Below are 23,711 nucleotides of genomic sequence, written 5' to 3'. Positions count from 1 at the left end.
ACCAGCTCCTCGACCATGCTCGCGGCCCGCTCCCGGCCCGGCCAGGTCACGACGCCTGCCAGGACAGCGAGTACATCCGCTGCGGCACGTGCTCCATCTTCGTGTGGGTCGAACCCTTACGTGGGTGGCCCCGGGTCCAGGCACTGTCCCAACGGACCCGGATCGACTGGGCCGGCCAGGTCAAGCAACTGCTGAGCGTGGACTACCCCGACGCCGAGACCGTGGTGCTGGTGATGGACAACCTCAACACCCATAATGTCGCCTCACTGTACGAGGCATTCGCACCGGAAGAGGCCTTCGCCCTGGCTCAACGCCTCGAGATCCACCACACGCCCAAACACGGCTCATGGCTCAACATCGCCGAGATCGAACTCGCCGCGCTGACCAAGCAATGTCTCGACCGCCGGATCGGCGACCTCGACACACTCAACACCGAACTCTCCGCCTGGCAGAACGCCACCAACACCGACCAGCGTCAGGTGGACTGGCAATTCACCACCCACGATGCACGCATCAAACTGCGCCATCTCTATCCCAAATATTAGCTGCGACAGTCTACTAGATGAAGTTCACCGCCCCGGTCCGCCACTTGTAGTGCGACTCCAGCTTGTAGTACTCCCCTTGGGGGGCCAACGCGACACCGTAGACGAACTTGCGGTCTTCGCCGCCATACGGAACGCTCTTCACGAACTTCTCGATCTCCGGTTCGATGCGAACGGGAAGTGCCTCCAGGTCCGTGGTGGTGACGGCGTAGCAGATCCGCTCGATCTTCGGAGATTCCCAGCCCAGGGTGACGTACAGTCCGAACGACTCCTGGCCGAGCTTGAGCATCTGCTCGCTCGGTTCCGCCATCCCTGTCTCGCGGAGCGTCGACAGGATGGTCTTCGATTCGAAGCATTCAGCGGGTACGTCGTTGAAGTACACGTTCACCGTTCGGTGCGGGTAGTCGATCCCGATCACGCCGACCCTGTCGTCCAGGCCGTGGCGGGCGAAGAACCCGGCGTTCTCGGCCAGACTGCGCGGCATGGACGGGATGTCGGCGAGCTTCGACACGTCCTGCAGGTCATCCGGAGCGAAGGCCGCATAGATCTTCTTGAAGCCGCCGACGACTCCGAAGTCGATGCCGTGGCTCTCGACGGGACATCGTTCCTGAACGTCCGAGAGCAGGGTGCCGACCGGATGGCTCGTCTCACCGGTGAGGCCCTTCGCCAGAGCGAGGGCATAGGGATCCCGGTCCTTCGGGTGCGTCCTGAAGCGGCAGTCGAGCTCTCCCATGTGGCGCATGGAGGTGGCCACCCTGAAGGCGACCACGGCCGCCGGATGCGCGAATGCGTCCTGGTACGCGTTCAGGATGGGCCGGACCTTGTCACGCTCGAAGGCCACATCCAACAGCCGAGCCGACTCCTCAAGGGTCGAATAGAGTTCCGCCACCTCAGCAGTTGCGGACATCGTTCCTCCAAGTGTTGGGACTGCGCCTGACGTTTGATGACGTTGACACCTGCACCGATCGCCGCCGGGGTGTCCTACCGCGGCTCGTAGATGCGCTTGTGACCGGACAGTCCGGCCAGCCGGTACGGCCCGGTGGTCTCCCTCGGCACGGGATGGTCCTTGCCGTCGGCCGGGAAGGAGTACTCGTGGATCTCGCGGTACTTGGCGTAGTCGATGTCCTGGCGCCGGCCGATCGCATCGCGATGCGCGGCGGATCGCAGGTGCGCGCGGTATCCCGGTACGACGGTACCGGCGAAGAACTCGGCGACGCTGCCGGACCCGTAGCTGAGGAAGCCGACGGTCTGGCCGGTCAGATCGTCGGCGTGGTCGAGCAGCGCGGCCAGCCCGAGGTACATCGAGGCGGTGTAGCTGTTCCCGACCTCGGCGTTGTAGGCCGTCGTGCGCCCGACGGCGCGGGCGATCTCGCCCTCGTCGGCGTCGTACCCGCAATGGCGGAGCAGGTGCCGGTGCGCCTTGTGGGCCATCTTCGTGAACGGCTGGTGGTAGCAGAACGCGCTGAACTCGTCGAGCGTGCGGCCGTCCCGCTCGGCGTAGTCCTTCCACACACCCTCCACCGCCTGCAGGTACGCCGAGATGGACTCATGCCCGTCGACCAGGGCCGTGGTGCGGTAGTTCGGCCGCCAGAAATCCATGATGTCGGCGGTGAACATGCCCGACGGGTCCTCGATGCGCACCAATGCGGGCTCCGCGCCGACCAGCATGGCCACCGCGGCCGCGCCCTGGGTCGCTTCGCCGGGGCTGTCCAGCTCGTACTTCGAGACATCGCTGGCGATCACGAGGACCTGCTGCGAGGGATCCCGGTGGACGAGGCCGACGGCGAACTGCAGGCCAGCCGTCCCGCCGTAGCAGGCCTGCTTGAGCTCGACGACCCGGGTCGCCGAGGGCAGGCCCAGCAGTGAGTGGACGTGTATGCCGGCCGCCTTCGCCTGATCGACGGACGTCTCCGTCGCGAAGACGATCGTCCGGATCCGGTCGCCGCCGTGCCGGGCGACGAGGGGAGCGGCAGCGGTGGCAGCCATGGTCACGATGTCCTCGTCGGCCGCGGCCACGCTCATCGACCGCTGGCCGATACCCCTGTGGTACTTGGCGGCATCGGTGCCGTTGTGGGCAGCCAGCGTGTCGTGCGTCAGGACGTACTGTGTCGTCGCGACCGAGAGGTCGTGAATTCCGATGGCGAAATCCCCGGGCATCGCTAACCCCCGATCTTTGTCGCCGTGTTCTTGCGTTCCAGTCGGACGTGTGCTCGCATGAGTTCGCCCGGATTCGTCTGCGCCGCCAGAAGTGAGAGTTCACCGCAGAGGACCGTCGCGGCTGCGATGACCGCGAGACGGCGCGCGTTCTCACCGGGGTCGCCCGCCGTCCGGCAGCCGAGCCGGGTCAGGTTTTCCTCGACGAACTCAAGCCCCTTTCCGTTCCCGACGGTTCCCACGATCAGGTTCGGCAGGGTGCAGGAGAAGTAGAGGTCGCCGTCCCGGTCCTCGGCCACGGTCACACCCTGCGAGCCCTCGACGATGTTGGCCGCGTCCTGGCCCGTCGCGAGATAGAAACCGAGCAGCATGTTCGCGTAGTGCGCGTTGGCCGATCGAATACCGCCGGCGAGCAAGGTGCCGATCATGTTCTTGTGCACATTCAACTCGGCTATCGCGGCGGCCGTGGTGCGCAGTGCCTTGTGAACCATGTCGCGCGGTACGAACAGTTCTGTGACCACGTTCTTGCCGCGACCGAGGATTCCGTTGACCGCGGTCGCCTTTTTGTCGGTGCAGTAGTTTCCCGAGATCGAGCCGTACGAAATCCCTGGAATGGTCTTCAAGATGTGTGTCAGGAGCGCATCGGCGGCCAGGGTCGCCATGTTGTGCCCGGAGGCGTCGCCGGTGGTGAAGTCGAACCGGAGGAACAGCAGGTTGGCCGTGATCTCGTGGTGGAACCCGATCAGTTCGACGAATCTGCCGCAGGTACGCACGATCTCGCGCAGCTCGTCGAACCGCGCGTCGACTTCCAGGGAGGCCAAGTACGCGGTCTGCGCGTCCTTGGCCCTGACGAGGACCGAGCGCGTCATCCGCTCGTCGACAAGGGTGGCGACGATGCCCTGCTCGACCATCATGGAGATCTTCGCGCCCCGACCGACGGAGGGCCAGAGAGGCGATTCGTAGGTGGCGAGCGGAACCTCCGTCTCGACTGCCGCCACGTTTCCCGAAATTCTCAGGGGACCCACCCATTTCATGGGAACGCCGGCGACTGCGTTCGCGTCGCTCATCGTGTGCCTCCAAACGTCTCGTGGGTGATGCCGTAGGACCTGGCGCGGGTGGCCAGCCGGCGGGTTTCGATTCCCCGCTCGGCGCAGAACGCGCGGAGCTCGCCATCGACCAGCATGTCGCAGCGGGTCAGATCCGCCGGGGTCCGCGCACCCAGCGCGGTCATCAGGGCTTCGAGCTGATCGAGCCATGCGGAGATCAGCGAGATCAGTGCCGGCACGCCGCCGTCGAGCACGGTCCTGAGGAACAAGCCGGACACGCCGACAGCGGAGGCGCCGAGCGCCAGCGCGCGCACCACATCGAGCGGATTGCGGACACCGCCGGAGGCCAGCACCGGGATACCGGCACCCTGGGCGTCCAGCAGGCAGGCCGGAGCGGATTGTCCCCAGCCGTTGAGGTAGGAGTAGTCGGCGCGATCGCGCCGGTCGTTCTCTATGCGCGCGAAATTCGTGCCGCCGCGGCCGGCGACATCGGCCACGCGCACTCCCATCTCCTGCAACCTCAACAAGGTTTCGCGGCTCAGCCCGAAGCCGACCTCCTTCACGATCACCGGGACGTCGACGCCGGCCACGATCTCCTCGATCCGCGGCCCCCAGAGGGCGAACGACCGATCGCCCTCCGGCATCACCGTTTCCTGAATGATGTTGAGGTGGATCTGCAGGGCGTCGGCCTCCAACAGGTCGATGGCCCGCCTCGCCTTCTCGACAGAGGCGGTCGCGTTGACGTTCGCCATGATGAACCCGTCCGGGTTCTCGCGGCGCATCACGCTGAAGGTGCCCGCCACCCGTTCGTCGGCGAAATACGCGCTCATGGATCCTGTCGCGATGGGGACGCCGGTCTCACGCGCGGCGATCGCCAGATCGCGGTTGATGACACCAGTCCTGACGCTGCCGCCGGTCATCGCGTTGATGCACAGCGGAACCGGCCACTCGATGCCGCCGAACCGCGTGGCCAGCGAGACTTCGGACCGGTCGATGCCGGCCAGGGCGTGATGGACGAAGGACACATCGTCGAACTGGTTGTGCCCGCCGAGGCCGCGCTGCTGCTCGGCAGCGAACCGGACGTGGTCGTCCTTGCGATTGGCGATCATCCCGCGCTCCCATTCATCGGCTGGATATCAATCGGCATGGGGAGCACCCCCGCTGCGGCCCATCGCTCTCGCAGTCGCGAGATCGCTCTTTCCGCCGTGGCGTCCAGCAACGCGATCCCGCAGTCGCCACCCCCGGCACCCGACGGTTTGGCCGAACCACCGACGGCCTCGGCGGCGTCGCACAGCGCCGTCAGCCTGGTGGTGAAGATGCCCAGCCGAACCTCGTCGTCCAGATCGGCGAGCACCTGGCGGGCGCCTCGGACCTGTTGCAGCAACTCGTGGTCGTCTCCCCGCTCCAGCGCACGGATCGAGGCGCGCACGCACTCGTCGCTGCGCGCCAGGAAACCCCGTTGTGACGCACTGCCTCGCCACTCCCGCATCGCCGGGCGCCCCACCAGCGAGGAGGTGCTGGCCGGTTGTCCCGTCCAGCCCACCTTCAGCGCGAGTCCGCGTGGCGGTGGCAGCTGTCGCAGTCCGAAGCCCGGCCACGGCGCGCGGAGCGTCTCCTCGATCCCCCGGCGCTGCGCCATGTCGAGCACGGCGGCCCGATCGGGCGCGTGATAGGCGATCCACCCGCCCCAGACGCTCGCGGCGAGATCGCCGCCGGAGGACCGTGGGTCGAGCCGCGCCGTCGCCAGCATCGCAAGCCGGAACCGGGCATCGGGGGACAACTCCACGCCGCAGTACGCGGACACGGCGGCCACCGCGGCGACCGTCACCGCGCCGCTCGACCCCAGGCCGAACTTGGTTCCGTCGCGGTGCAGGCGACTCCTGATCGAGATGTGCACCGGGGGCACGCGCAACCCGCGCTCGGCCAGCAGCCCGTCGACCACTTCGACCGCCGACACCACATGGCCGAGGCTGTTCAGCGCCTGCCGCTCGTCGTCCGCACCCCGCCCGGCGAACCCACCGTCACGCCGCCGTAAGCGCGCCTGCCCCGGGCAGAGATCGGAATCGATCACGACGTCGACGCCGTCGGATCCCGACACGGTGACACCGACCTGCCGGTCGACCGCCACCAGGACCGCCGGGTGGCCCGGCTCCATGACCGCGTACTCGCCGACGATGAACAGTTTGCCCGACGCGTGCCAGCTGATCGTTCCCCGACCGGTCACTGCTCGGCCCCCGTCCGCAGGCGGGCGCCCGGCCCGCGCCGCGCCGTGACCACCGAGCATCCCGGCGTGGCAACGCGCACCGCTTCGGCCACCCGGGCGGCGTCCGCAGGGTGGCAGAGCACCTTGACGTTCGGTCCGGCGTCCATGGTCGCGTAGGCCGGTACACCGTCGGCCCGGAGCTGCAGGACGCCGTCGAGCACGGCCACAGTGGCCGGTGACAGGTAGCGCACCGCCGGCCGCGCGGCCAGCATCGTCGCGTGCATGCCGAGGGCGTTCCGCTCGGCGATCTCCCCCACCGCGTCGAGATCGCCGCGTTGCAGCGCCGCCCGCATCTGCGACAGGTCGGCCTCGCTCGAGGTCGCCCACGACCGGTAGAGCGGAGAGGTCTCGACGGTGCGCCGCATGGCCGCGCGGCTGGACACGGCCTTGGGGCCGGCGTCGACCAGCGCGATCACCAGCGCGGGGTCGAAATCCGGGACGGACACGGGCTCGGCGTAGGAGCCGAGGTCCGCGGCCGCGCCGGTGCCCCGGCCCGCGTGGCATATGGCGAAGCCGCCGAACAACGACCGGGAGGCCGACGCGGACCCGCGCCGGGCCAGGCGCGACAGCGCGGTGGGATCGAGATCGAGACCGTACGCGGCGGCGCTGGCGAGGGCCAGGGCCGCGAACCCACTCGCGGAAGATGCCAGGCCCGCTCCGGTGGGAACGGAATTGCGGGTGTCGACGACGGCCGGTTCGGTCCGCCCGGCCAGTTCCCGTACCAGATCCAGGAAGGCGATGACACGCCGTCGCGGTTCGCCTTCCGCGGGCGAGCCGTCGAGGGTGACGCTGTCGGCCGGTGCGCCGGGGCTGAGCCGGACGGTGGTGGTGGTCGGGAAGACGTCCAGGGTCAGCGACAGGCTGTCGACATACGGGATCATGAGTCGCTCGTCGCGCTTGCCCCAGTACTTGATCAGCGCGATGTTCGGATGGGCGACGGCGGTCGCGCCGTGCTCGAAGGCCCTCTCGCCCGACCCGGCCGGCCCCGGCTGGTGGTCAACGGACATGACTCGCGAACCTCCCGGTCGGTACGACCCAGATGCGGGCGGCGCCGGCTTCGTGGAGGCGCCGCACGACCGCCTCCGCCCCGCTGGGCTCTCCGGCCAGCGTGATCATGCAGCCTCCCAGCCCGCCGCCACTGATCTTGGCGCCCAGGCCGCCGGCCTCGAGCGCGGCTTCGACCAGCGCGTCGATCCGGTCCGTGCTGATCCCGATCTCGCGGAGCAGCCCGTGGTTCTCGGTCAGCCGCGCGCCGAAGTCGCCCAGTCGGCCGTGATCGAGGTCGCGTACGGCCGCGCGCGTCAGGCTCGACACCCGGCGCACGAATGCCGCCTGTGTCTCCGGGTCGCGGTCGAACTTGCGCCGCACCAGATCCACCGCGTCCTTGGTACTGCCGCCGACACCGCTGTCCGCGATGACGAACAGCCCGTCGAAGCCGGAATGCGAGCCTGCGTCGGCGCGGTCCTCGGTCCGCTTCGAGGGAGGTGAACAGCTGTCCCCCGGCATGGCGATGGTCAGCTCCCTGACGGTGCCGGAACGGAAGACGATGGGAGACCTCGCACCGGTGGCGATCGCATCGATGCCACTCGCCCTGCCGTGTGCCACCGTCTCCGAAACCTGCACGAGATCGAACACCGACCCGGCGTCGAGCCGGCGGCCGAAGAGATCCGCGAACGCCAGAACGGCCGCCCGGGCGCACGCGGCACTGGAGCCGAGCCCACGGCCCTGCGGGATCGTGCAGTCGATGAGCACGTCGGCACATATGCGGCCGGAGACGCCGGTCAGCTCCTTGAACTCCGCCACCAGGCGCTGCAGGCTGTCCGTGGCCAGCGGTGTCACCGACGCCGACCCCGGTCCCGCCATCGCGAAGGAGATCTTGTCCTCGCCCTCGCCCGGACACGAGAATCGCGTCGCATTCGCCGTGACCGTCAGTTGCGGGACTGGAATGGCCAGTGCCGGAGCGCCGTATACGACGGCGTGTTCCCCCAGCAGGATGGCCTTGCCGTGGGCGCGTCCGACACCGAGGCGTCCGTGCTCGGTGTCCGGATCCCCCGCGGAGCTTCCGCGGTCGGCGAAAGTGCGCGAGTTCGTCGGTGACATCATTGGGCCCGCTGCGTCGCCTTGATCGCCATCGCGGCGAGCTGATGCTTCGCGGCGCTGGTGACGTCGCTCGCCTCCAGCACGGCCATGGCCCGGTCGGCGCGGAGCGCGATCTGCCGTTCGACCTGATCCACGGCTCCGGTGTCGACGAGTATGGCCCGCACGCGGGCGAGTTCGTCGTCGGAGAGGTCGGTGCCGATCTTCGCCCTGAGGAAACCGGCCGCGTCCCGATCGCGTTCGTCCGCGTGCTCGAGCGCCGTCGCGAGCAGAACCGTTCGCTTGCCCTCGCGCAGATCGTCGCCCGACGGCTTGCCCGTCACCGCCGGGTCGCCGAAGACGCCCAGCAGGTCGTCGCGGAGCTGGAACGCGATCCCGATGTCGGCGCCGAACGACCGGTAGGCCGCGATGAGACCGGCGTCCGCGCCGGCGATCGCGGCACCGAACTGCAGGGGGCGCTCCACCGTGTACGAGGCCGTCTTGTACTGGTTGACGCGCAGCGCCGACTGGACGTTCTCGTCGTTGCTCGCCTGGTTGATCAGGTCGAGCAGCTGACCGTACATGACGTCCGAGCGCACCGCGGACCACACCGGTGAGACCCGGGCCTGCGCGTCCGCCGGCAGCCCGGACGCACGGACCATGACGTCGGCCCATATCAGTGCCAGGTCCCCGATCAGGATGGCGGTGCCAGTGCCGAAGGCGTCGGAGTCACCGGAGAAGCGCCGCACCCGATGCCGCTCGGCGTAGGTCACGTGCGCGGCAGGATGTCCGCGGCGCGTCCGGGACGCGTCGATGATGTCGTCGTGGATCAGGCCCGACGCGTGCAGCAGCTCGAACCCCGCGCAGGCGCTCAGCACCGCCGGGGCGACCGGGTCGCGCGGGTCACCGCCGGCGCCGATCCAGCCCAGCCAGGCGAAGGCCGGCCGGATGCGTTTGCCGCCGCGCAGAACGTAGTTCTCGAGCTCGGCGACCGTTGCCGCGAAGTCTTGGCCGAACGCGTCGGCCTCGGCTCGGCGCCCGGCGAAGAAGTCCCTGATCGCAGCATCGACAGCAGCCGTGTCCACCGCTGCCCCGGGATAGCTGACGGTCATGCTCTCATCTCCCGATCAAGGCAGCGATCACTCTCACACTCACGCATCTCGGACTCCCAGGACTTCGCTGAGGTCATGTCACTTCGAACGCGGGGTTTCCGGTCCATTCCGAACACACGGCATCCCCCAGGAAAGCAACGCCAATTTCCGAACCAGCGCGTCTACGGTCTCCGCGCTACTCGACATCGAATCGACGGCACGACAGTAATCTCGATGCGCCGCCCTGCCCACTACTCGCGCGAGTAGTGCCGACTCCTGCAAGTATTCACGCCACACCGCCGCGGATCCCGCAAAAGGCGCCTTCAAGCTATTCTGCTGCTTCGCAGCGACTGGATCGCGCCACAGAAGTGACGTCTGTTTCAACGCCGGGTGTTCAACTGACCCAGTCCGGACAGTTGAACGCCGCGATACGCCCGACGGGACACGGCCCGGCCACGGCCGGCCGGCACGTTGGGCCCGCCCGCGCGGAAGACGGCACCGGTCGAGCCCGAAGAGGGCGGCCGCGTGGGGACGCAGGGGCCCGGACGGTTCAGCGGACCGCTCCGGAGCTGCCGATACCGTCACGCCGGTGCTCGTTGACCGTCACTTGGCGCTCGCCGACCATAGGCTGCCATGTCCATGGCATGCTGTGACGATTCTCCGGAGCGACACGGGGGTGATCATGAATCCACTGGTAGGGCGTGAACACACACTGTCCGCGTTGGACAGCCATTTGGACGCCACTTCGCAGGGCTCTGGCAGTTGTGTCATCGTCGAGGGGCCGTTCGGCACAGGCAAGACTCACCTGTTGAAGGCCACGGCCCGGGAGGGCACTGAACGCGGCCTGACCGTGGTCGCGGGACGAGCAAGTGGGACCGATCAGCCGGTCCCCATTCACTTACTGATCAATTTCTTGCGACACGTGATGTCCGATGAAGCCGATTTCGATGACCTGGCACGCCCGGACAGAAATCCCTTCTGGTTGATGGATCGTATTGGTGAACTGGTCGAGAACGCGACACGCAGGCATCCCCTCATGATTGTTCTGGACGATGCCCAGCGGATCGACGATGTCAGCGCTCTGGCCCTCCGGGGGCTGGTGCAGTCGCTCACCTCATCACCGGTGATGTGGCTGCTCGCGCGTCGGCCGGTTCCCGCCCGGTCGCTCGCCCAGCACGCCGTCGACTGGCTGATCGACCACGCCGCAGTGCGGGTTCACCTGGGGGCGCTGGACAATGAGGCGGTGGCCGAGTTGTGCACCGGCATCCTCGGCGCCAAACCGGACGCGTCCGTGCTCGGCTGGGCGGCTCGCTGCGGCGGTAACCCGTGGCTGGTGAAGCGCGTGTTCGGCGCGCTCGTCCAAGCAGGACAGGTGGTCATCGTGGACGGCACGGCTTCGGTGGTGGCCGAGCGTCTGCCCGAAGGCGTCCTGACCGCTGTGGGCCGCCTGCTGGACGAGTTGTCACCCGCGGTTCGGCGTCTGCTCCTGGAGGGCAGCAGGATCGGCCACACGTTCACGGTCGAGGAGGCGGCGGCCCTGATCGGTGAGCCGGCCTCCGATCTGTCCTCCGATGCCGACGTGGCGGTGCGCCTGGGCCTGCTGCGAAGGGATCGCAGGGGGCTGACGTTCACCCACGAGGTGATCGGAGAAGCGCTTCCGCATGCCGCGTTCCGTAAGTGGCAACCCCCCGCGGCCGTTTCCGCCGCAGCGCCTTCGGCCGTGCCGGCAGCCCTACCCGCGATCGACCCTGGCACGGCCGGCGGGGATCTTCAGGCGCAGCCCGGCGGCAGGCCGTCGCCGGCTCCTGGGGTGCGCCATTTCCTGACCGGCGTGGCGAACGCCCGTCCCGAAGGGCCAGGCCTTGTGCCACCGGTCGTGACACCCTCCACTTCACCGCACCCGAAGTCGCCTGAATGCGGCTGCGACGCTCTGGCGGCTGCGGCCGTCTCGACTCTGGAGAGTCTTTCCGACGGAGCACCGCGGACGCTGACACGTGCGCTGCGGCTCCTCGCCGGGGCGGGGCGGGGCGCCGAAGCCGGCCGCCTCGCGGACATCGCCCTGCGCCCGGGTGCCGAGGCGGCGGCCGAGGCGCGGCTGGTGCTCGAAGTGGGGCAAGGACTGCGGGACGCCGACTGTCACAGCACGGCGGCCGGGCTTCTTCGGCGAACGCTGGCGCGGCCGGACATCCATGAGATGGACCGTGCCAAGCTGAACCGGGCGCTCGCGGACACCGCGCAGCACATGAGCGGCGTTCCCAGCGCGGTCCCGGCACCGCGGCGTGGGCAGCCGGCGGCGTCGCCGTACTGCGACGCATGCGAACGCCCGCTGTGGACGTGGATGGTCCGGGCCCTCGTCGCTGCCGATCAGTTCGAGGAGGCGACAGCCGTCCTGGCCGCCGTCAAACAGGAGGCGGAGAAGCTCTGCGGGACCTCGTGGGAGCCTTTGTGGTACGGCCACCGCGCGGAACTCCTGGCAGCGGCAGGCCGGCTCGAGGAAGCGCGTGCCGAAGCCGAGAACGCGCTTCGTCTGGTGGAGCGGTCGGCACCGGAGGACTCCGTACCCGCGCGCCTGGTCCTGGCCCGTATCAGCAGCATGCACCATGGCGATCTCGCCACCGCCAGCGACCAGTTGCGCATGACCGAACGGCTGGTGACCGGTGACGCGGCAGTTGACAGGGCCGGCCTGAACTGGGCGCTCGCGCAGTTCCACGCGGCCAGTGGGCGTCCGGCGATGATGGTCCAGACGCTGATCAACGTCGAGGGGCAGGTCACACCCGACCCGCTGCTCTTCTCCGAAGCGCCGACAGCGGCGGCGATGCTCGTACGCGAGGCCAGGCAGGCGGGACTCGGCGCGGAGGCGGAACGGGCGGCCGAGTTCGCCCGGCGAATCGCCCAGCGCAACCCGGCCGTGCAGTCGTTGACGGCTGGCGCCGAGCACGCTGAGGGCGTTCTGCGCAACGACCCGGTTGCTCTGCTCCGCGCCGCGGAACTCCATCGGCTCGCCGGACGCCCGTCGGCGGCGGGCAGCGCACTCGAGGACGCGGCACGGGTGGGACAGAGCCTGCGGGACAAGAGCCGAACAGTTCGACTCCTCGAGTCCGCCCTGGATCTCTATCTGGATTGCGGTGCGCAGCACGACGCGGCCCGAGTGCAGAACAATCTGCGTCGTCTCGGCGTGCACCACGTACGCCGGCTGGGTGCCGACCGGCCCAAGTCGGGTTGGGAAAGCCTCACGAGTGCGGAGCTTCGCGTCGTACGGGCGATCGTCGACGGCAGAACCAACAGAGAAGCGGCGAACATACTGTTCCTGTCGCCCCACACCGTCGACAGCCATCTCCGGCGCGTGTTCTCGAAGCTCGACATCAACAGTCGCGTCGAACTGACCAAGCACTTCATCGCGCACGAGACCTTCCCACCACCTGTCATGGCCGCCGCGCATCAGCCCGGGTCCGCCGGCTGATCCGGCCGCGGTGGAGGCATGCGGGGCTGATCCGGGGTGTAGTCAGTGCCCGCGAACACGCACGGAGCGTCGGGCCAGGGCCATGGTCCGTCGAGAGGGGAGACATCTCGCTCGACCGTCCGAGGACCTGGCCGGTCACGCGCCACCGCCTCCACCCGTCGACAGACGGACGTAATCATGAACATGACATTAATCTCTGGCCGAGTGGGCTGCAGCTCCGCGCGCCAGTTCGACGCGGGTTTTGATGCCCAACTTCCTGTAGACCTTCCTGAGATGATAGTTTACCGTGTGCGCCGACAGATGGACTCGGTTGGCTATCTGGCGGTTCGTCAGCCCGTCGCTCACTAGATATGCGATGCGTCGCTCCATGGCGGAGAGAGCGGACCAGCGAGTGGCATCCTGTGAGACGGCTTGTTCGGAGTAAGCCAGAGTGGTCTGCCGTCCCTTTGCCGGAGCTTTTGCCGCATAGAGTTTGGCGAGTTCCTCTGTCGCCAGAGCCACTGAGACCGAGTCCGGCGACTGGGCGATGACGAGCGCCAGCGCAGCCGGATCACTGTCAGCCAGCGCGTTCGCGTGCATGGCAGTGAGGCCGATGAGCGGAATCCCAGGGTTGTCCCCTGCGAGCCCGTCGACTGTATCGAGAACGCTGCGCTCAAGACTGGTGTCACCCACGTCGCGCGCAAGGCGGACCAGGAATGCGGCAGCACTCGGGTCCTCGATGTACAGACTTCGCCGCGTCGGCAGGTGGCCGTACTTGTCGGACAGCAGCCGGACAGCCGCCTGAGGTCCTTCCGTCTTGGCGGTGATACGTGTTTCCGCCCAGGCGTACTGCGCGGAGTCGAGCACCGCCTGGCCGCTCGCCAGGTCGCTTTGCGTCTGCTTCAGGTACTCAAGGGCTGCGGGCAGGTCTCCCATGTAGAAGGAGACGGTACTGAGCACGGAGAACGCGAGGGGCCGGAGCATGGGAACAGCATCCCGTTCCACTGCGGCAGTCGCCGACTCAGCCTGCCGGCGAGCTTCTCCTAATCGTCCGGCTTGGAGGAACAACCGAGATCGCATGGCCGCGGGCGCAGCCGTCCAGACCTGTGCGGACAGACCACGCAGGCCGGCTTCCGCGCTATTGATCAGCGATTCAGCCTTGTCGAACTCACGAAGGTTTGAGAGTTTTCCGGCCAGCGCGAGCTGGAAATGAAGACGCCAAACCGGATCAGCATTATCACTGAATCGCACCGCAGTACGACCCAAGCTAAGACCTTCAGCCAATTCCCCGGCACGCCAGCGCATGTTGGAGAGTGCTGTCAGCGCCATCAACGCGGCGACGTCGCCCTGCCCGGTCCCACGTTCCCGCAGAATCCCCTGAGAGACCTTCTCGGCCTGCTCCTTGCCAAGCAGGAAGTAACCGAGAATTAAAGATGCCTCCGCATCGAGCCGGGCCGAGGTCGAAATACTCGAACTGGAGAGAATGCGTTGCGCGACATGTATTCCGGCTGCCGCATCCCCGTTCATTATCAGGCTGTGGGCCCTTGAGCATGATCCGCCGGCTTCCTCTTCGACGGAATTGCCTGGTTCAGCCAGACGCTCGGTCACCCAAAGGTGCTGATCGTGCACCTGTGCGTGTCTTCCGGACAGACCCATCGCCTCACGCAGCAATGCGCCCCGCGCGGGAGCCGGGATGGACTCGATGACCCCTCGCAAGTGGAAATCGCTCTGGAACGCGAGTTGATCGGCGGTGGCGACGACGATTCCCGAGGCCATTGCCTCGTCCAGCGGCAGGAGCAGAGTGGCCGGGGATCGGTCCAGCATTCTGGACACATCCTCCAGCACAAATGATCTGCCCAATACTGCTGCGACCCTCAGGAACTGCTGACAGTTCACGCTCAGATCGCTCAACTGACACATCACAAATTCCAGAACGCGACGCGGAACCCGTCGTGCAGGCAGTTGAAACGTTCCGTTGCGTTCCTCTACAAGCCCCTCCTCGACCAGCCCCAGGGCAAGTTCGGCAAGCAGACCAGGATTTCCGCCGGCGCCGGCTGCGAAGTCGATCAATTCGTGAGATACGTCAGCCCCGAGGACGTCCCGCAAGATCTGTTCGCCGACATCCTCGTGCAACGGCCCCGACATTAGTCCCTTGGCGACATGTGCAGCGTCAGGTATGGCTGCGTCAGATATGGCTTCCGACTTCTGATTCTCCGGCATCGGTCTCGCCGCCATAACCCGACCAAACCGCGCAATGCCATCATCAGCCATGGCTTCCCCCCGTATATTGCCCAGCGCGTTGAAACCTCGCGTATTTCCTACCGAACCTTTTCAGTCGGCATAAAAAGGCGAATCGCTCCGATTGTATCGAACGTACGGTGAACTGCGGTTTTGCACTTTAGCACGCCGCGATGCCCCGGGATAGATCCCATCCTTTAGTCGGCATCACCACCGATATGTTTACTGGCGGGTAAGCGCGGAGTAAGTCCACCTTCGTGGTGGATTCATGACACATCACCTGGATCTTTACGGAGAGCCGTAGATCTAGGCGGTTTACGGGACAAGAAGTGCGGGGAACCCGCCCGGGTTCCCCGCACTCCGCGACGAAGGGCCGGACCGCGGCCTCTTCGAAGGGTCAGACCGTCGCCTCTTCCCCGACCTCCGCCGAGGACGCAGAGGTCGTCTTCGGTGCCCGGCGTCCGGGCATCCACCAGTTGGCGTTGCCGCACAGTTCCATCACCGCGGGGACGAGGACCATCCGGATGATGGTGGCGTCGACGAGCACGGCGACGGCCATGGCCAGACCGGTCTGCTTGATCGAGACGTCCGGTCCGAGCAGGGCGGTCGTGAAGACGGCGATCATGATGGCGGCCGCGGCCGTGATGACCTTGGCGGTCCGCGCCAGCCCGCGAGCGACGGCCACCCGGGTGTCGCCGATGCGTTCGTACTCCTCACGGATCCGCGAGATCAGGAAGACCTCGTAGTCCATCGACAGACCGAACAGGAGCGGGAACATGATCATCGGTACCCAGGTCGTGATCGGCATCTCGGTGGGGAAACCGAGGGCCGAGCCCAGCCATCCCCACTGGACGATCGCGACCAGCACGCCGTAGGCGGCGCCGATCGACAGCAGGTTCATCACGGCCGCCTGCAGTGCGATCGTGACCGACCGGACCAGCACGAGCAGCAGCACCAGGGACAGCGCGATGACGACCCCGATCATCAGGGGCAGGTGCGAGCTGGTGTCCTCGGCGAAGTCGATGGCGCCGGCGTTCGGGCCGCCGACGTAGACCCCTGCACCGCCGGACGCCTGGGGCAGCACGTCGTCGCGGAGCTTGTGCACCAGGTTCCTGGTCGCCTCGTCCTGGTATCCGGTCTTGGGGAAGGCCATGAAGAGGGCGGCCTGCTTGTCCTTGCTGACCTGGGGCGGCGTTGCGTAGGCGACGCCCTCGGTCGTGCCGACCGCCTGGATGACGCCGCTCAGATCGGCGCCCTTGGAGCCGACCTCGGTGGCGAAGATCAGCGGTGCGCCGTAGCCGGGGCCGAAGCCCTCGGAGAGGATCCTGTACGAGGTGTAGCTGCTCCGGTCGTGAGGCTGGACGCTGGCGTCGGGCAGGCTCAGCCGCATCGACAGCGCGGGGGCGGCCAGCACCAGCAGGCTCGCGCCGGCCAGGACCGCGGCGACCAGCGGCCTGCGCTGCACCACGCCGGCCCAGCGCTCGGCGAGGGTACGGCGCTCCCGCGACGGGACGCCGTCGGCTCCGCTCCGGCGGGAGGTGCGGCGGGGCAGGCTCAGCGAGTTGATTTTGTGTCCGGTGAAGCCGAGGAAGGCCGGCAGCAGGGTCACCGCGGCGACCATGGTCACGAGCACGGTCACCGACGCGCCGATGGCCACGCCGGTCATCATCTTCTGGCCCATGGCGATCAGGCCCAGCAGCGCGATCATCACGGTCGTGCCGGCGAACAGGACCGCGTGGCCGGCGGTGGTGATGGCCTTGACCGTGGCGGTCTCGGGGTCGTCCCCGTTCTGCAGGCTGTCCTTGTAGCGGGTCAGGATGAACAGTGCGTAGTCGATGCCGACACCGAGCCCGATCAGCGCGGCGACGAGCACGGTGAAGTCCGGCGAGGGAACCAGGTGCCCGACGAGCTTCATCAGGGCGATGCCGCCGAGGACCGCCATCACTCCGGTCACGATCGGCAGGCCCATGGCCACCAGCGACCCGAAGGCGATGAACAGGATCACCGCTGCCGCCAGGACGCCCACGCTCTCGGTGGATCCCTGCGGGGGTGTCTCGGCCTTCTCCGCCTTGTCCCCGCCCAGCCCCAGCGTCACGCCGTCGCCGGACGCGTCCTTGACGGTGGTCACCAGAGGCTTGACGTCGTCCTTCTTCACGTCCTTGTCGGTCAGGGGGATGGTCGTACGGGCGATATGACGATCCTTCGTCACCAGAGCCGGGTCATCGTACGGCGAGGTCACCGGTCCGGTGACGGGTGAGGCGTCCAGATCGGCGATGACCTTCTCGATCGTCTGCCGGGCGGCGGGGTCGTCGATGCCCTTCTCCGCCTTGATCGCGAGCGTCAGCGTGTCCCCCTGCCGTTCGGGGAAGTGCTTCTCGATCAGCGCCTGCGCCTTGGCGGAGTCGGAGCCGCCACCGGTGTATCCGTTGTCGGAGGCGGCTCCGAAACGGAAGCCGACGAACGCAACGGCGATGACGCCGACGATCCAGGTCAGCAGGACCAGGCGCCGACGTCGGTAACAGAAGCGGGCCAGCCCCGCCAGCGCTCCGTCCGTACGGGGCGTCTCGGTTGGCATCATCTTCTCCTCGATCGAGTCATTGAGCCTTGCATTCCATGCTTGTCATCGAGCTCGCCCGCGTCGCCGTACAGATGAAGACACTCTGTCCGTCCCGCTACCGCGGACGCGGTACTTCGTGCGTAGTACACGAGGAAGCTCCCCCGGACCCGTCCCGTGCTCTGCGGGTGCGGTTCGGGACGACGCGGGCCGGCCGGGCCTGCTTCGCTCTGACGGGCATTCAGGGCACACGGCGGTCCGGACACGCGGCGGCCGGCTGCCTCGGCCCGTCGGGTGTGGCAGCCGGCCGTCCGGTGCAGGGGTCCTACTCGGTGACGAAGTCGCCCATCATGGCCATGTCCTCGTGCTCCAGGTTGTGGCAGTGGAGCATGAACGGCCCGGTGTAGTCCGTGAAGCGGACGGCCACTTCGACGGCCTCGGCCGGACGCAGGTCCACGGTGTCCTTCCAGCCGTGGTCGTACGCCCCCAGCCCCTTGTTGTTCCGCGAGACCACCTGGAAGTGGTTGAGGTGGAGATGGACCGGGTGGTGGAAGTTGGTGGTGAACCGCCACACCTCGGTCTGTCCCAGCTTGGGCCTGGCCAGCGCCCGACCCGGCTTGTATTCCAGGTCGTTGATGGTCCAGCCCTTGACCGAGCCCCGGAAGTAGAAGTCCCGGGTGACCGTGGCCCGGCCGGGGTCCAGGGCGGCCACCTCGCCGAGCTTCTCCGGCACCGTCGTGTCGTCCTTGGGCGAGCCCGGTCCCACGTCGAAGCGCATCACCTCGGCGGTCGTGCCGTCTCCGAAGCGGTTCAGCAGACGCACCTTGGTGCCCGGGCGGTACCGGGAGAAATCGACGACGACGTCGAAGCGTTCGCCGGGTGCGATCTCCAACGCGTCATGGGGGCGGGGCGAGGACAGCAGCCCGCCGTCGCTGCCGATCTGCACGAAGGCGTCCCCGCCCTCGGGCTGGGGATCCAGCTCCAGTTTGTAGAGGCGGGCGTTGGAGGCGTTGAGGAGCCGCAGGCGATAGCGCAGCCGCTGCACCTCGTGCACCGGCCAGGGTGCTCCGTTGACCAGCACCACGTCACCCAGCACGCCGTTCATGTAGGCATCGGTGACGCCCGGAGCGTGAAATCCCGGATCCACCATGGGGTAACGGAACGATCCGTCCTCCGCGAAGGACCGGTCCGTGATCATCAGCGGAATGTCCCGCTCGCCGCTCGGCAGCGGCAGCCGCTCCTCCTCGTCGTCATGGACGAGATGGAACCCGGCCAGCCCCATCCACACGCTCGCGCCGGTGTAGCCCATGCGGTGGTCGTGGTACCAGAGCGTCGCCGCGCGCTGCTCGAGCGGATAGGTGTAACTCCGTACGCCCTCGGCCAGGTCCATCGCGCTGTGGTCCATGGACATGCCGTGCTTGCCGCCGGCCATGTCCATGGCGGCGCGGTGGGCGTCGTAGGAGCCGTCGGCGGGCAGGATGAGCGAGGTCGGATAACCGTCGCTCGCCGCCGGGGTGTGTCCGCCGTGCAGGTGCACGACGACGGGCTGGTTCAGCTCGTTGCGGTGCCGGACCACCGTGCGCCGCCCGGAGCGGGAGACGACGGTGGGCCCCGGGAACGTGCCGCCGTAGGTCCAGGCCTTCGTCCGCAGACCGGGCAGGATCTCCAGCTCGGCCACACGCTGGGTGATGTCGTAGGTGTCCGTGGTGCCGCTGGTGGAGGCGGGCTTCAGCACCGCAGGCACGGGCAGGGGCACCTGGTAGGGCGCGGGCAGTTTCGCCGTGCTGCTGAGCAGTTCGCCGGGCTTGCCCTCACTGAAGTACGAGCCCAGCAGGGGCCGGCCCGCCAGTGCCACGGCTCCCACGCCGAGCACGGCGCCGCCCGCGCCCAGGAAGGTACGCCGTCTCACGCGACCAGCTCCGAGTCACGGTCCGGCGTACCGGAGGAGTTGCCCGGCGGCAGCGGAGTGGTCATCACACGCTGGGAGAGCACCGCGGCGGCTGCCACGATCAGCACCCCGAGCACGACGTGGCCGGCCACGCTGTGCATCACGCCGAGCACCACCTGGCCGAGGAGCGCGATCAACAGCAGGGCCGAGGTGCCGAGGACCGACGACGGCCCGCCCGCCCGGCGCACCAGGAAGGCGGCCACGACCACCAGCAGGGCCACGCCCACGATCCCGCGGGCCAGCCCGCCGTGCATCTCCAGCATGCCGAAGTGCCCGCCCAGGAAGCCGCCGGCCAGCGCGACTTGTGCGATGAGCAGCACGGACAGGAGCAATACGGTCGTGCGCAGGCCGAGTAGGGAACGACGTAGTGACATACGGATACCTCAGCGCGTTGTCGATCGATGGAGTCATTGAACCTTGCCGTACATGCTCGTCATCCAGCTCGCCCGCGTCGCCGTACAGATGAAGACATTCTGTCGGTCCCGCTACCGCGGACGCGGTACTTCGTGCGTAGTACACGCGGAAGCTCCCCCGGACCGTCCGGCGGCCAAGCGGGTGTCAGGGACAGCCGACCACCTGGGCCGCGTACGACAGGCCCGCGCCGAAGCCGAGCAGGAGGACGGGGGCGCCGCTGGGGACCTCACCGCGTTCTGCGAGCTTGGACAGGGCGAGGGGGACACTGGCTGCGGAGGTGTTGCCGGAGTCGACGACGTCGCGCGCGACGATCGCGCGGCCGGCGCCGATCTGCTGGGTCACGGCCTCGATGATCCGCAGGTTGGCCTGGTGGGTGACGACCGCGGCCAGGTCGGCCACGGCGACCCCGGCCCGCTCGCAGGCCTGGCGGGCGACCGGAGCGAGGGAGGTCAGCGCCCAGCGGTAGACGATGCGTCCGTCCTGCCGGAAGAGGGCGGGCGGGCCGGCCGGACCGGAGGTCTCCAGCGTGATGGCCGAGCCGCGCTGCGGCTGGGATCCCCACACCACGGGGCCGATGCCGTCGGGTTCGGCGCCCTCGGTGGCCGCGACGACCGCCGCGCCGGCGCCGTCACCGAAGATGACGCAGGTGGAGCGGTCCTGCCAGTCGAGGAAGTCGCTCATCTTGTCCGCGCCGATGACCAGCGCGGTACGGCTGCTGCCGCCGCGTAAGGCCAGATCGGCGGTGGCGAGCGCGTAACTGAAGCCGGCGCAGGCGGCGTTGAGGTCGAAGACGGCTGCGGCGGGGATCTCCAGGCGGCGGGCGACACGGGCGGCGATGCTGGGCATGCGGTCCACGGCGGTGCAGGTCGCGACGATCACCAGATCAATGTCGGCGGCGTCCGCACCGGCCCGGGCGACGGCCTTGGCGGCGGCGCTGGTCGCCATGTCGGCGACGCTCTCGTCCTCGGCGGCGATGCGGCGGGTGGCGATGCCGACGCGGGACCTGATCCACTCGTCGGAGGTGTCGACCATCGCGGCGAGGTCGTCGTTGGTGAGCACGCGGGTCGGCTGATGGTGGGCGATCGAGAGTATCCGGGTGCCGGGAATGGTGGCGGCCACGAGTCCTCCAGAGGGTCACGTTCCGGGAAGCGGGGGCCTGCGGGCGTCGGCGATCACGGTGCCGCAGGAGGCTGGGCAGGAAGACGACGCACAGCGACGACCTGACGGCGGCACCCGACGGCGACACCCGCCGGCACGGTGCCCACCTGGGCGATGCGGACCCGCCGTGTGCCGCGCCGCCGCAGCGCCGGCTGCACGAGCCAGCGGCTGCCCCGGGGCCGGGGCCGGCGGCGTCGCCGGGCTGCGGGGGATCGGGGTGCGTCGCCCAGCTCCGGGGGGCTCGGGGGGAAACGGCTGTCCGTCCGGGGCTGTCGGGCCCGCGCCGGTGTCCGGGCCGCTTCCGGTTCCCTCCGGGACGCTCATGACGACACCTGCCGGGGTGCGCGAGCGGGCAGACCGGTCACGCCGCGTTTCCCGGCGGGCTGGGAACGGCTTCCGGTATCACCGGAACCAGCGCGTCGGCGATCACCGTCATCACGTCGGGCGCCGCCGGGTGCAGGAAGAAGTGATCGCCGGGAAGGACGACCAGCCGGGAGGCGGCGCCGGTCTGCCGCTGCCACCGGTGCAGTTCCTCGCTCGCCACCAGGTGGTCGGCGTCGCCGCCCAACACGGTCATGGGTATCGCGAGCGGCGGCCGCGCCTGGTACCGGTAGGTCTCCAGCATCGAGAAGTCCGCGCGCAGCGTGGGCAGTACCAGCTCCATCAGTGCGGGGTCGTTCAGGACCTCGGTCGGCGTGCCGCCGAGGAAGCGCAGCTCCTCCAGCACGTCGGTGTCCGACGCCGCATGGACCGGCTGCCGGGTGCGCGGCAGGTCGGGGGCCGCCGCGCCGGAGACGAACAGGTGCGCAGGCTGGAGCAGGCCCCGGTCGCGCACGGTCCTGGCGAGTTCGAAGGCGAGCAGGCCGCCCATGCTGTGGCCGAACAGCGCGTAGGGCCGGTCCAGGTACCCCGCGAGGGCGTCGGCCAGCATTTCGACCAGCAGCGCCAGCCTGCTGACCGGGGTCTCGCCCCAGCGGCCGCCGCGGCCGGGGAGCTCCAGCGGGTACACGTGCACGGAATCGGGGGCCAGTTCGGGCCATGCCCGGTACGCCGCCGCGCTGCCGCCCGCGTACGGGAGGCAGAAGAGTCGGACGCCGGGCTGGTCCTGCGGCTCTCCCCGGACAAACCATGGGTTGCGCACGGTGTGCTTCTCCTTCGTTTCACTGTGGTTCGCCGGGCCCGCCCCGCCGCCCGCTCCCCGCGGCCGGTGCCGCGGGCCGGCATAGGCGGCGGGCACGGCGTGCACGCACGACCACGGGCTCCGCCGGAGGCGGTCAGTCGGACAGGGTCAGCGCACCCGACGGGCAGCGCTCCACCGCTGCCCGTGCGGCTTCGTCGGCGCCCTGCCCGGACAGGCCGGCCTCGAGCAGGACGACGGTCCCGTCGTGATCGGACTGGTCGAAGAGATCGGGGGCGGTCAGCGCGCACATGCCCGCGCCGACGCAGCGCTGGGTGTCGGTCTGGATTCGCAAGGTCACATCCTCTGTGCTGTGGCTGTCGTCGTCGGCGTCAGGTCCGGGTGGGCAGGATGCGCCGGCCGCTGGTCACCACTCCACGGGCAGCTTGTGCACGCCGTAGATCGTCATGTTGTCGCGCATCGGGATCTCCTCCACCGGCACCGCGAGCCGCAGGTCGGGGAACTCGCGCAGCAGCGTGGTGTAGCCGACCCGCAGCTCCAGGCGGGCGAGTTGCTGGCCCAGGCACTGGTGGATGCCGTGACTGAAGGTCAGGTGTCCGATGGCGCGGCGGGTGACGTCGAGCCGGTCGGGGTCGGGGAAGCGGCCGGGGTCGCGGTTGGCGCTGGGCAGGTGGAGCAGCACGGCCTGGCCGGCCTTGACCGGGACGCCACGGATCTCGACGTCCTCGGTCGGAATGCGCTGCACCCCGATGTGCACGATCGTCAGGAAGCGCAGCAGCTCCTCCACCGCGCCCTCGATGAGGCTCTCGTCGGCGCGCAGCTTGGCGAGCTGCTCCGGCTCGCGCAGCAGCGTGTAGGTACCGAGGGAGAGCATGTTCGCCGTGGTCTCGTGTCCGGCGACCAGCAGCAGCAACAACATGCCCATCAGCTCGGCCTCGTTGACCTCACCGCTGGTCACCAGCCTGCTGATCAGGTCGTCAGCCGGTTCGGCCATCTTCTGGGCTGCGAGCCGGCCGAGCAGGCCGACGAGGTTGCCCACAGCGCCCATGACCTCCTCGGGCGCGGTGTTGAGGTTGAGCAGCTTGCCGGAGTCTGCTTCGAAGCGGTCCTGCTCCTCGGCCGGGATGCCCAGCAGCTCGCAGATCACCTGCGACGACATCGGGATGGAGAAGTCGTGCACCAGGTCCGCCGGCGGGCCCTGCCGGCGCATCGCCGCCACCCGCTCGGCCGCGATCTCCTCGATCCGGGGCACCAGCTGCTTCATACGGCGCAGAGTGAAGTCCGCGGTGAGCAGCTTGCGGTAGCGGGTGTGCTCCGGCGGGTCCATGTGCTCGAACTGGCCGGGCGGCAGGTCCTTCTCGAAGTCGAAGCCCATCGCCCGGTTGGAGGGGAAGGCGAGGTGCTTCAGGGCGGCCTGCGAGCTGAAGCGCGAGTCGGTGAGTATCTCCCGGACCAGGTCGTACTCGGTGACCACCCAGCCCTGGTGGCCGTCGGGGAAGACCATCGGCGCGATGGGCTGGTCGGAGCGCAGCTCGCCGAAGATCTCCGGCGGGTCGAGCGGGCGCTCCCGGTGGGTGGGCAGACCGTTGCTGAAGGGGCAGACCATATCCGTCATTACGAGCCCTTGCTGTTGTGTCGGGTTGAGCTGGA

General features: G+C 68.5%; 18 protein-coding genes. 2 read left to right on the top strand and 16 right to left on the bottom strand.

All coding sequences use genetic code 11. From position 1 onward, the window contains the following. The coding region (locus tag ABZ818_RS25485; RefSeq protein WP_361418947.1) for a transposase at positions 1–545 on the top strand (545 nt) is incomplete at its 5' end. A 13-nt stretch (positions 546–558) separates the two neighbouring features. Here the strand turns inward: ABZ818_RS25485 and ABZ818_RS25480 are convergent. The 8 genes from ABZ818_RS25480 to ABZ818_RS25445 form a co-directional block, all read right to left on the bottom strand. Further along, the gene (locus ABZ818_RS25480; protein ID WP_361418944.1) at positions 559–1,449 is read right to left on the bottom strand and encodes an aromatic prenyltransferase; all 891 of its coding nucleotides are present in this window, start codon (positions 1,447–1,449) and stop codon (positions 559–561) included. A gap of 74 nt (positions 1,450–1,523) precedes the next feature. Next, positions 1,524–2,699: a hydroxymethylglutaryl-CoA synthase gene (locus ABZ818_RS25475; RefSeq protein WP_361418941.1), complete on the bottom strand. Its 1,176-nt coding sequence runs from the start codon at positions 2,697–2,699 to the stop codon at positions 1,524–1,526. A gap of 2 nt (positions 2,700–2,701) precedes the next feature. After that, positions 2,702–3,763 carry a hydroxymethylglutaryl-CoA reductase gene (locus ABZ818_RS25470; RefSeq protein WP_361418938.1) on the bottom strand — a complete coding sequence of 354 codons (1,062 nt, stop codon included), beginning with the start codon at positions 3,761–3,763 and terminating at the stop codon, positions 2,702–2,704. After that, a complete protein-coding gene (gene fni, locus ABZ818_RS25465; protein ID WP_361418935.1) occupies positions 3,760–4,851 on the bottom strand; it encodes a type 2 isopentenyl-diphosphate Delta-isomerase in 1,092 nt (363 codons plus the stop codon). The genes ABZ818_RS25470 and fni overlap by 4 nt, the downstream gene beginning before the upstream one ends. Continuing rightward, complete coding sequence (locus tag ABZ818_RS25460) at positions 4,848–5,966, bottom strand: phosphomevalonate kinase (protein ID WP_361418932.1); 1,119 nt, start codon at positions 5,964–5,966, stop codon at positions 4,848–4,850. The genes fni and ABZ818_RS25460 overlap by 4 nt, the downstream gene beginning before the upstream one ends. Next, the gene (mvaD, locus tag ABZ818_RS25455; protein ID WP_361418929.1) at positions 5,963–7,012 is read right to left on the bottom strand and encodes a diphosphomevalonate decarboxylase; all 1,050 of its coding nucleotides are present in this window, start codon (positions 7,010–7,012) and stop codon (positions 5,963–5,965) included. The genes ABZ818_RS25460 and mvaD overlap by 4 nt, the downstream gene beginning before the upstream one ends. Further along, on the bottom strand, positions 7,002–8,108 hold the full coding sequence (gene mvk / locus ABZ818_RS25450) for a mevalonate kinase (protein WP_361418926.1): 1,107 nt from the start codon (positions 8,106–8,108) through the stop codon (positions 7,002–7,004). The genes mvaD and mvk overlap by 11 nt, the downstream gene beginning before the upstream one ends. Then, entirely contained in the window at positions 8,105–9,193 is a 1,089-nt protein-coding gene (locus ABZ818_RS25445; RefSeq protein WP_361418923.1) for a polyprenyl synthetase family protein, read from the bottom strand. The genes mvk and ABZ818_RS25445 overlap by 4 nt, the downstream gene beginning before the upstream one ends. Before the next feature lie 661 nt (positions 9,194–9,854). Here ABZ818_RS25445 and ABZ818_RS25440 point away from each other — a divergent pair. Continuing rightward, positions 9,855–12,632: a BREX system ATP-binding domain-containing protein gene (locus ABZ818_RS25440; protein ID WP_361418920.1), complete on the top strand. Its 2,778-nt coding sequence runs from the start codon at positions 9,855–9,857 to the stop codon at positions 12,630–12,632. A gap of 189 nt (positions 12,633–12,821) precedes the next feature. On the opposite strand, the gene ABZ818_RS25435 is transcribed toward ABZ818_RS25440, so the two are convergent. The 8 genes from ABZ818_RS25435 to ABZ818_RS25400 all read right to left on the bottom strand — a co-directional run bounded on the left by ABZ818_RS25435 (position 12,822) and on the right by ABZ818_RS25400 (position 23,676). Then, positions 12,822–14,882, bottom strand: coding sequence for a LuxR C-terminal-related transcriptional regulator (locus tag ABZ818_RS25435; RefSeq protein ID WP_361418917.1), 2,061 nt, complete (start codon positions 14,880–14,882; stop codon positions 12,822–12,824). A 364-nt stretch (positions 14,883–15,246) separates the two neighbouring features. Beyond that, positions 15,247–17,424: an MMPL family transporter gene (locus tag ABZ818_RS25430; RefSeq protein WP_361418914.1), complete on the bottom strand. Its 2,178-nt coding sequence runs from the start codon at positions 17,422–17,424 to the stop codon at positions 15,247–15,249. 304 nt (positions 17,425–17,728) lie between these two features. Beyond that, positions 17,729–19,312 carry a multicopper oxidase domain-containing protein gene (locus tag ABZ818_RS25425; RefSeq protein WP_361418911.1) on the bottom strand — a complete coding sequence of 528 codons (1,584 nt, stop codon included), beginning with the start codon at positions 19,310–19,312 and terminating at the stop codon, positions 17,729–17,731. Continuing rightward, positions 19,309–19,725, bottom strand: coding sequence for a hypothetical protein (locus tag ABZ818_RS25420; protein ID WP_361418908.1), 417 nt, complete (start codon positions 19,723–19,725; stop codon positions 19,309–19,311). Before ABZ818_RS25420 ends, ABZ818_RS25425 begins: the two co-directional genes overlap by 4 nt. Before the next feature lie 184 nt (positions 19,726–19,909). Beyond that, on the bottom strand, positions 19,910–20,872 hold the full coding sequence (locus tag ABZ818_RS25415; protein ID WP_361418953.1) for a beta-ketoacyl-ACP synthase 3: 963 nt from the start codon (positions 20,870–20,872) through the stop codon (positions 19,910–19,912). A gap of 412 nt (positions 20,873–21,284) precedes the next feature. Then, on the bottom strand, positions 21,285–22,064 hold the full coding sequence (locus ABZ818_RS25410; protein ID WP_361418905.1) for an alpha/beta fold hydrolase: 780 nt from the start codon (positions 22,062–22,064) through the stop codon (positions 21,285–21,287). Between the two features lie 133 nt (positions 22,065–22,197). Next, the gene (locus ABZ818_RS25405; RefSeq protein WP_361418902.1) at positions 22,198–22,401 is read right to left on the bottom strand and encodes a ferredoxin; all 204 of its coding nucleotides are present in this window, start codon (positions 22,399–22,401) and stop codon (positions 22,198–22,200) included. A gap of 66 nt (positions 22,402–22,467) precedes the next feature. Further along, on the bottom strand, positions 22,468–23,676 hold the full coding sequence (locus tag ABZ818_RS25400; RefSeq protein ID WP_361418899.1) for a cytochrome P450: 1,209 nt from the start codon (positions 23,674–23,676) through the stop codon (positions 22,468–22,470). Positions 23,677–23,711 lie beyond the last annotated feature (35 nt).

Origin of the sequence: Streptomyces sp. NPDC047453, from assembly GCF_040643155.1 — a bacterium.
Classification (GTDB): domain Bacteria; phylum Actinomycetota; class Actinomycetes; order Streptomycetales; family Streptomycetaceae; genus Streptomyces.
Note: the sequence above shows the minus strand (reverse complement) of the source record. Positions and strands in the feature narration are given on the sequence as shown.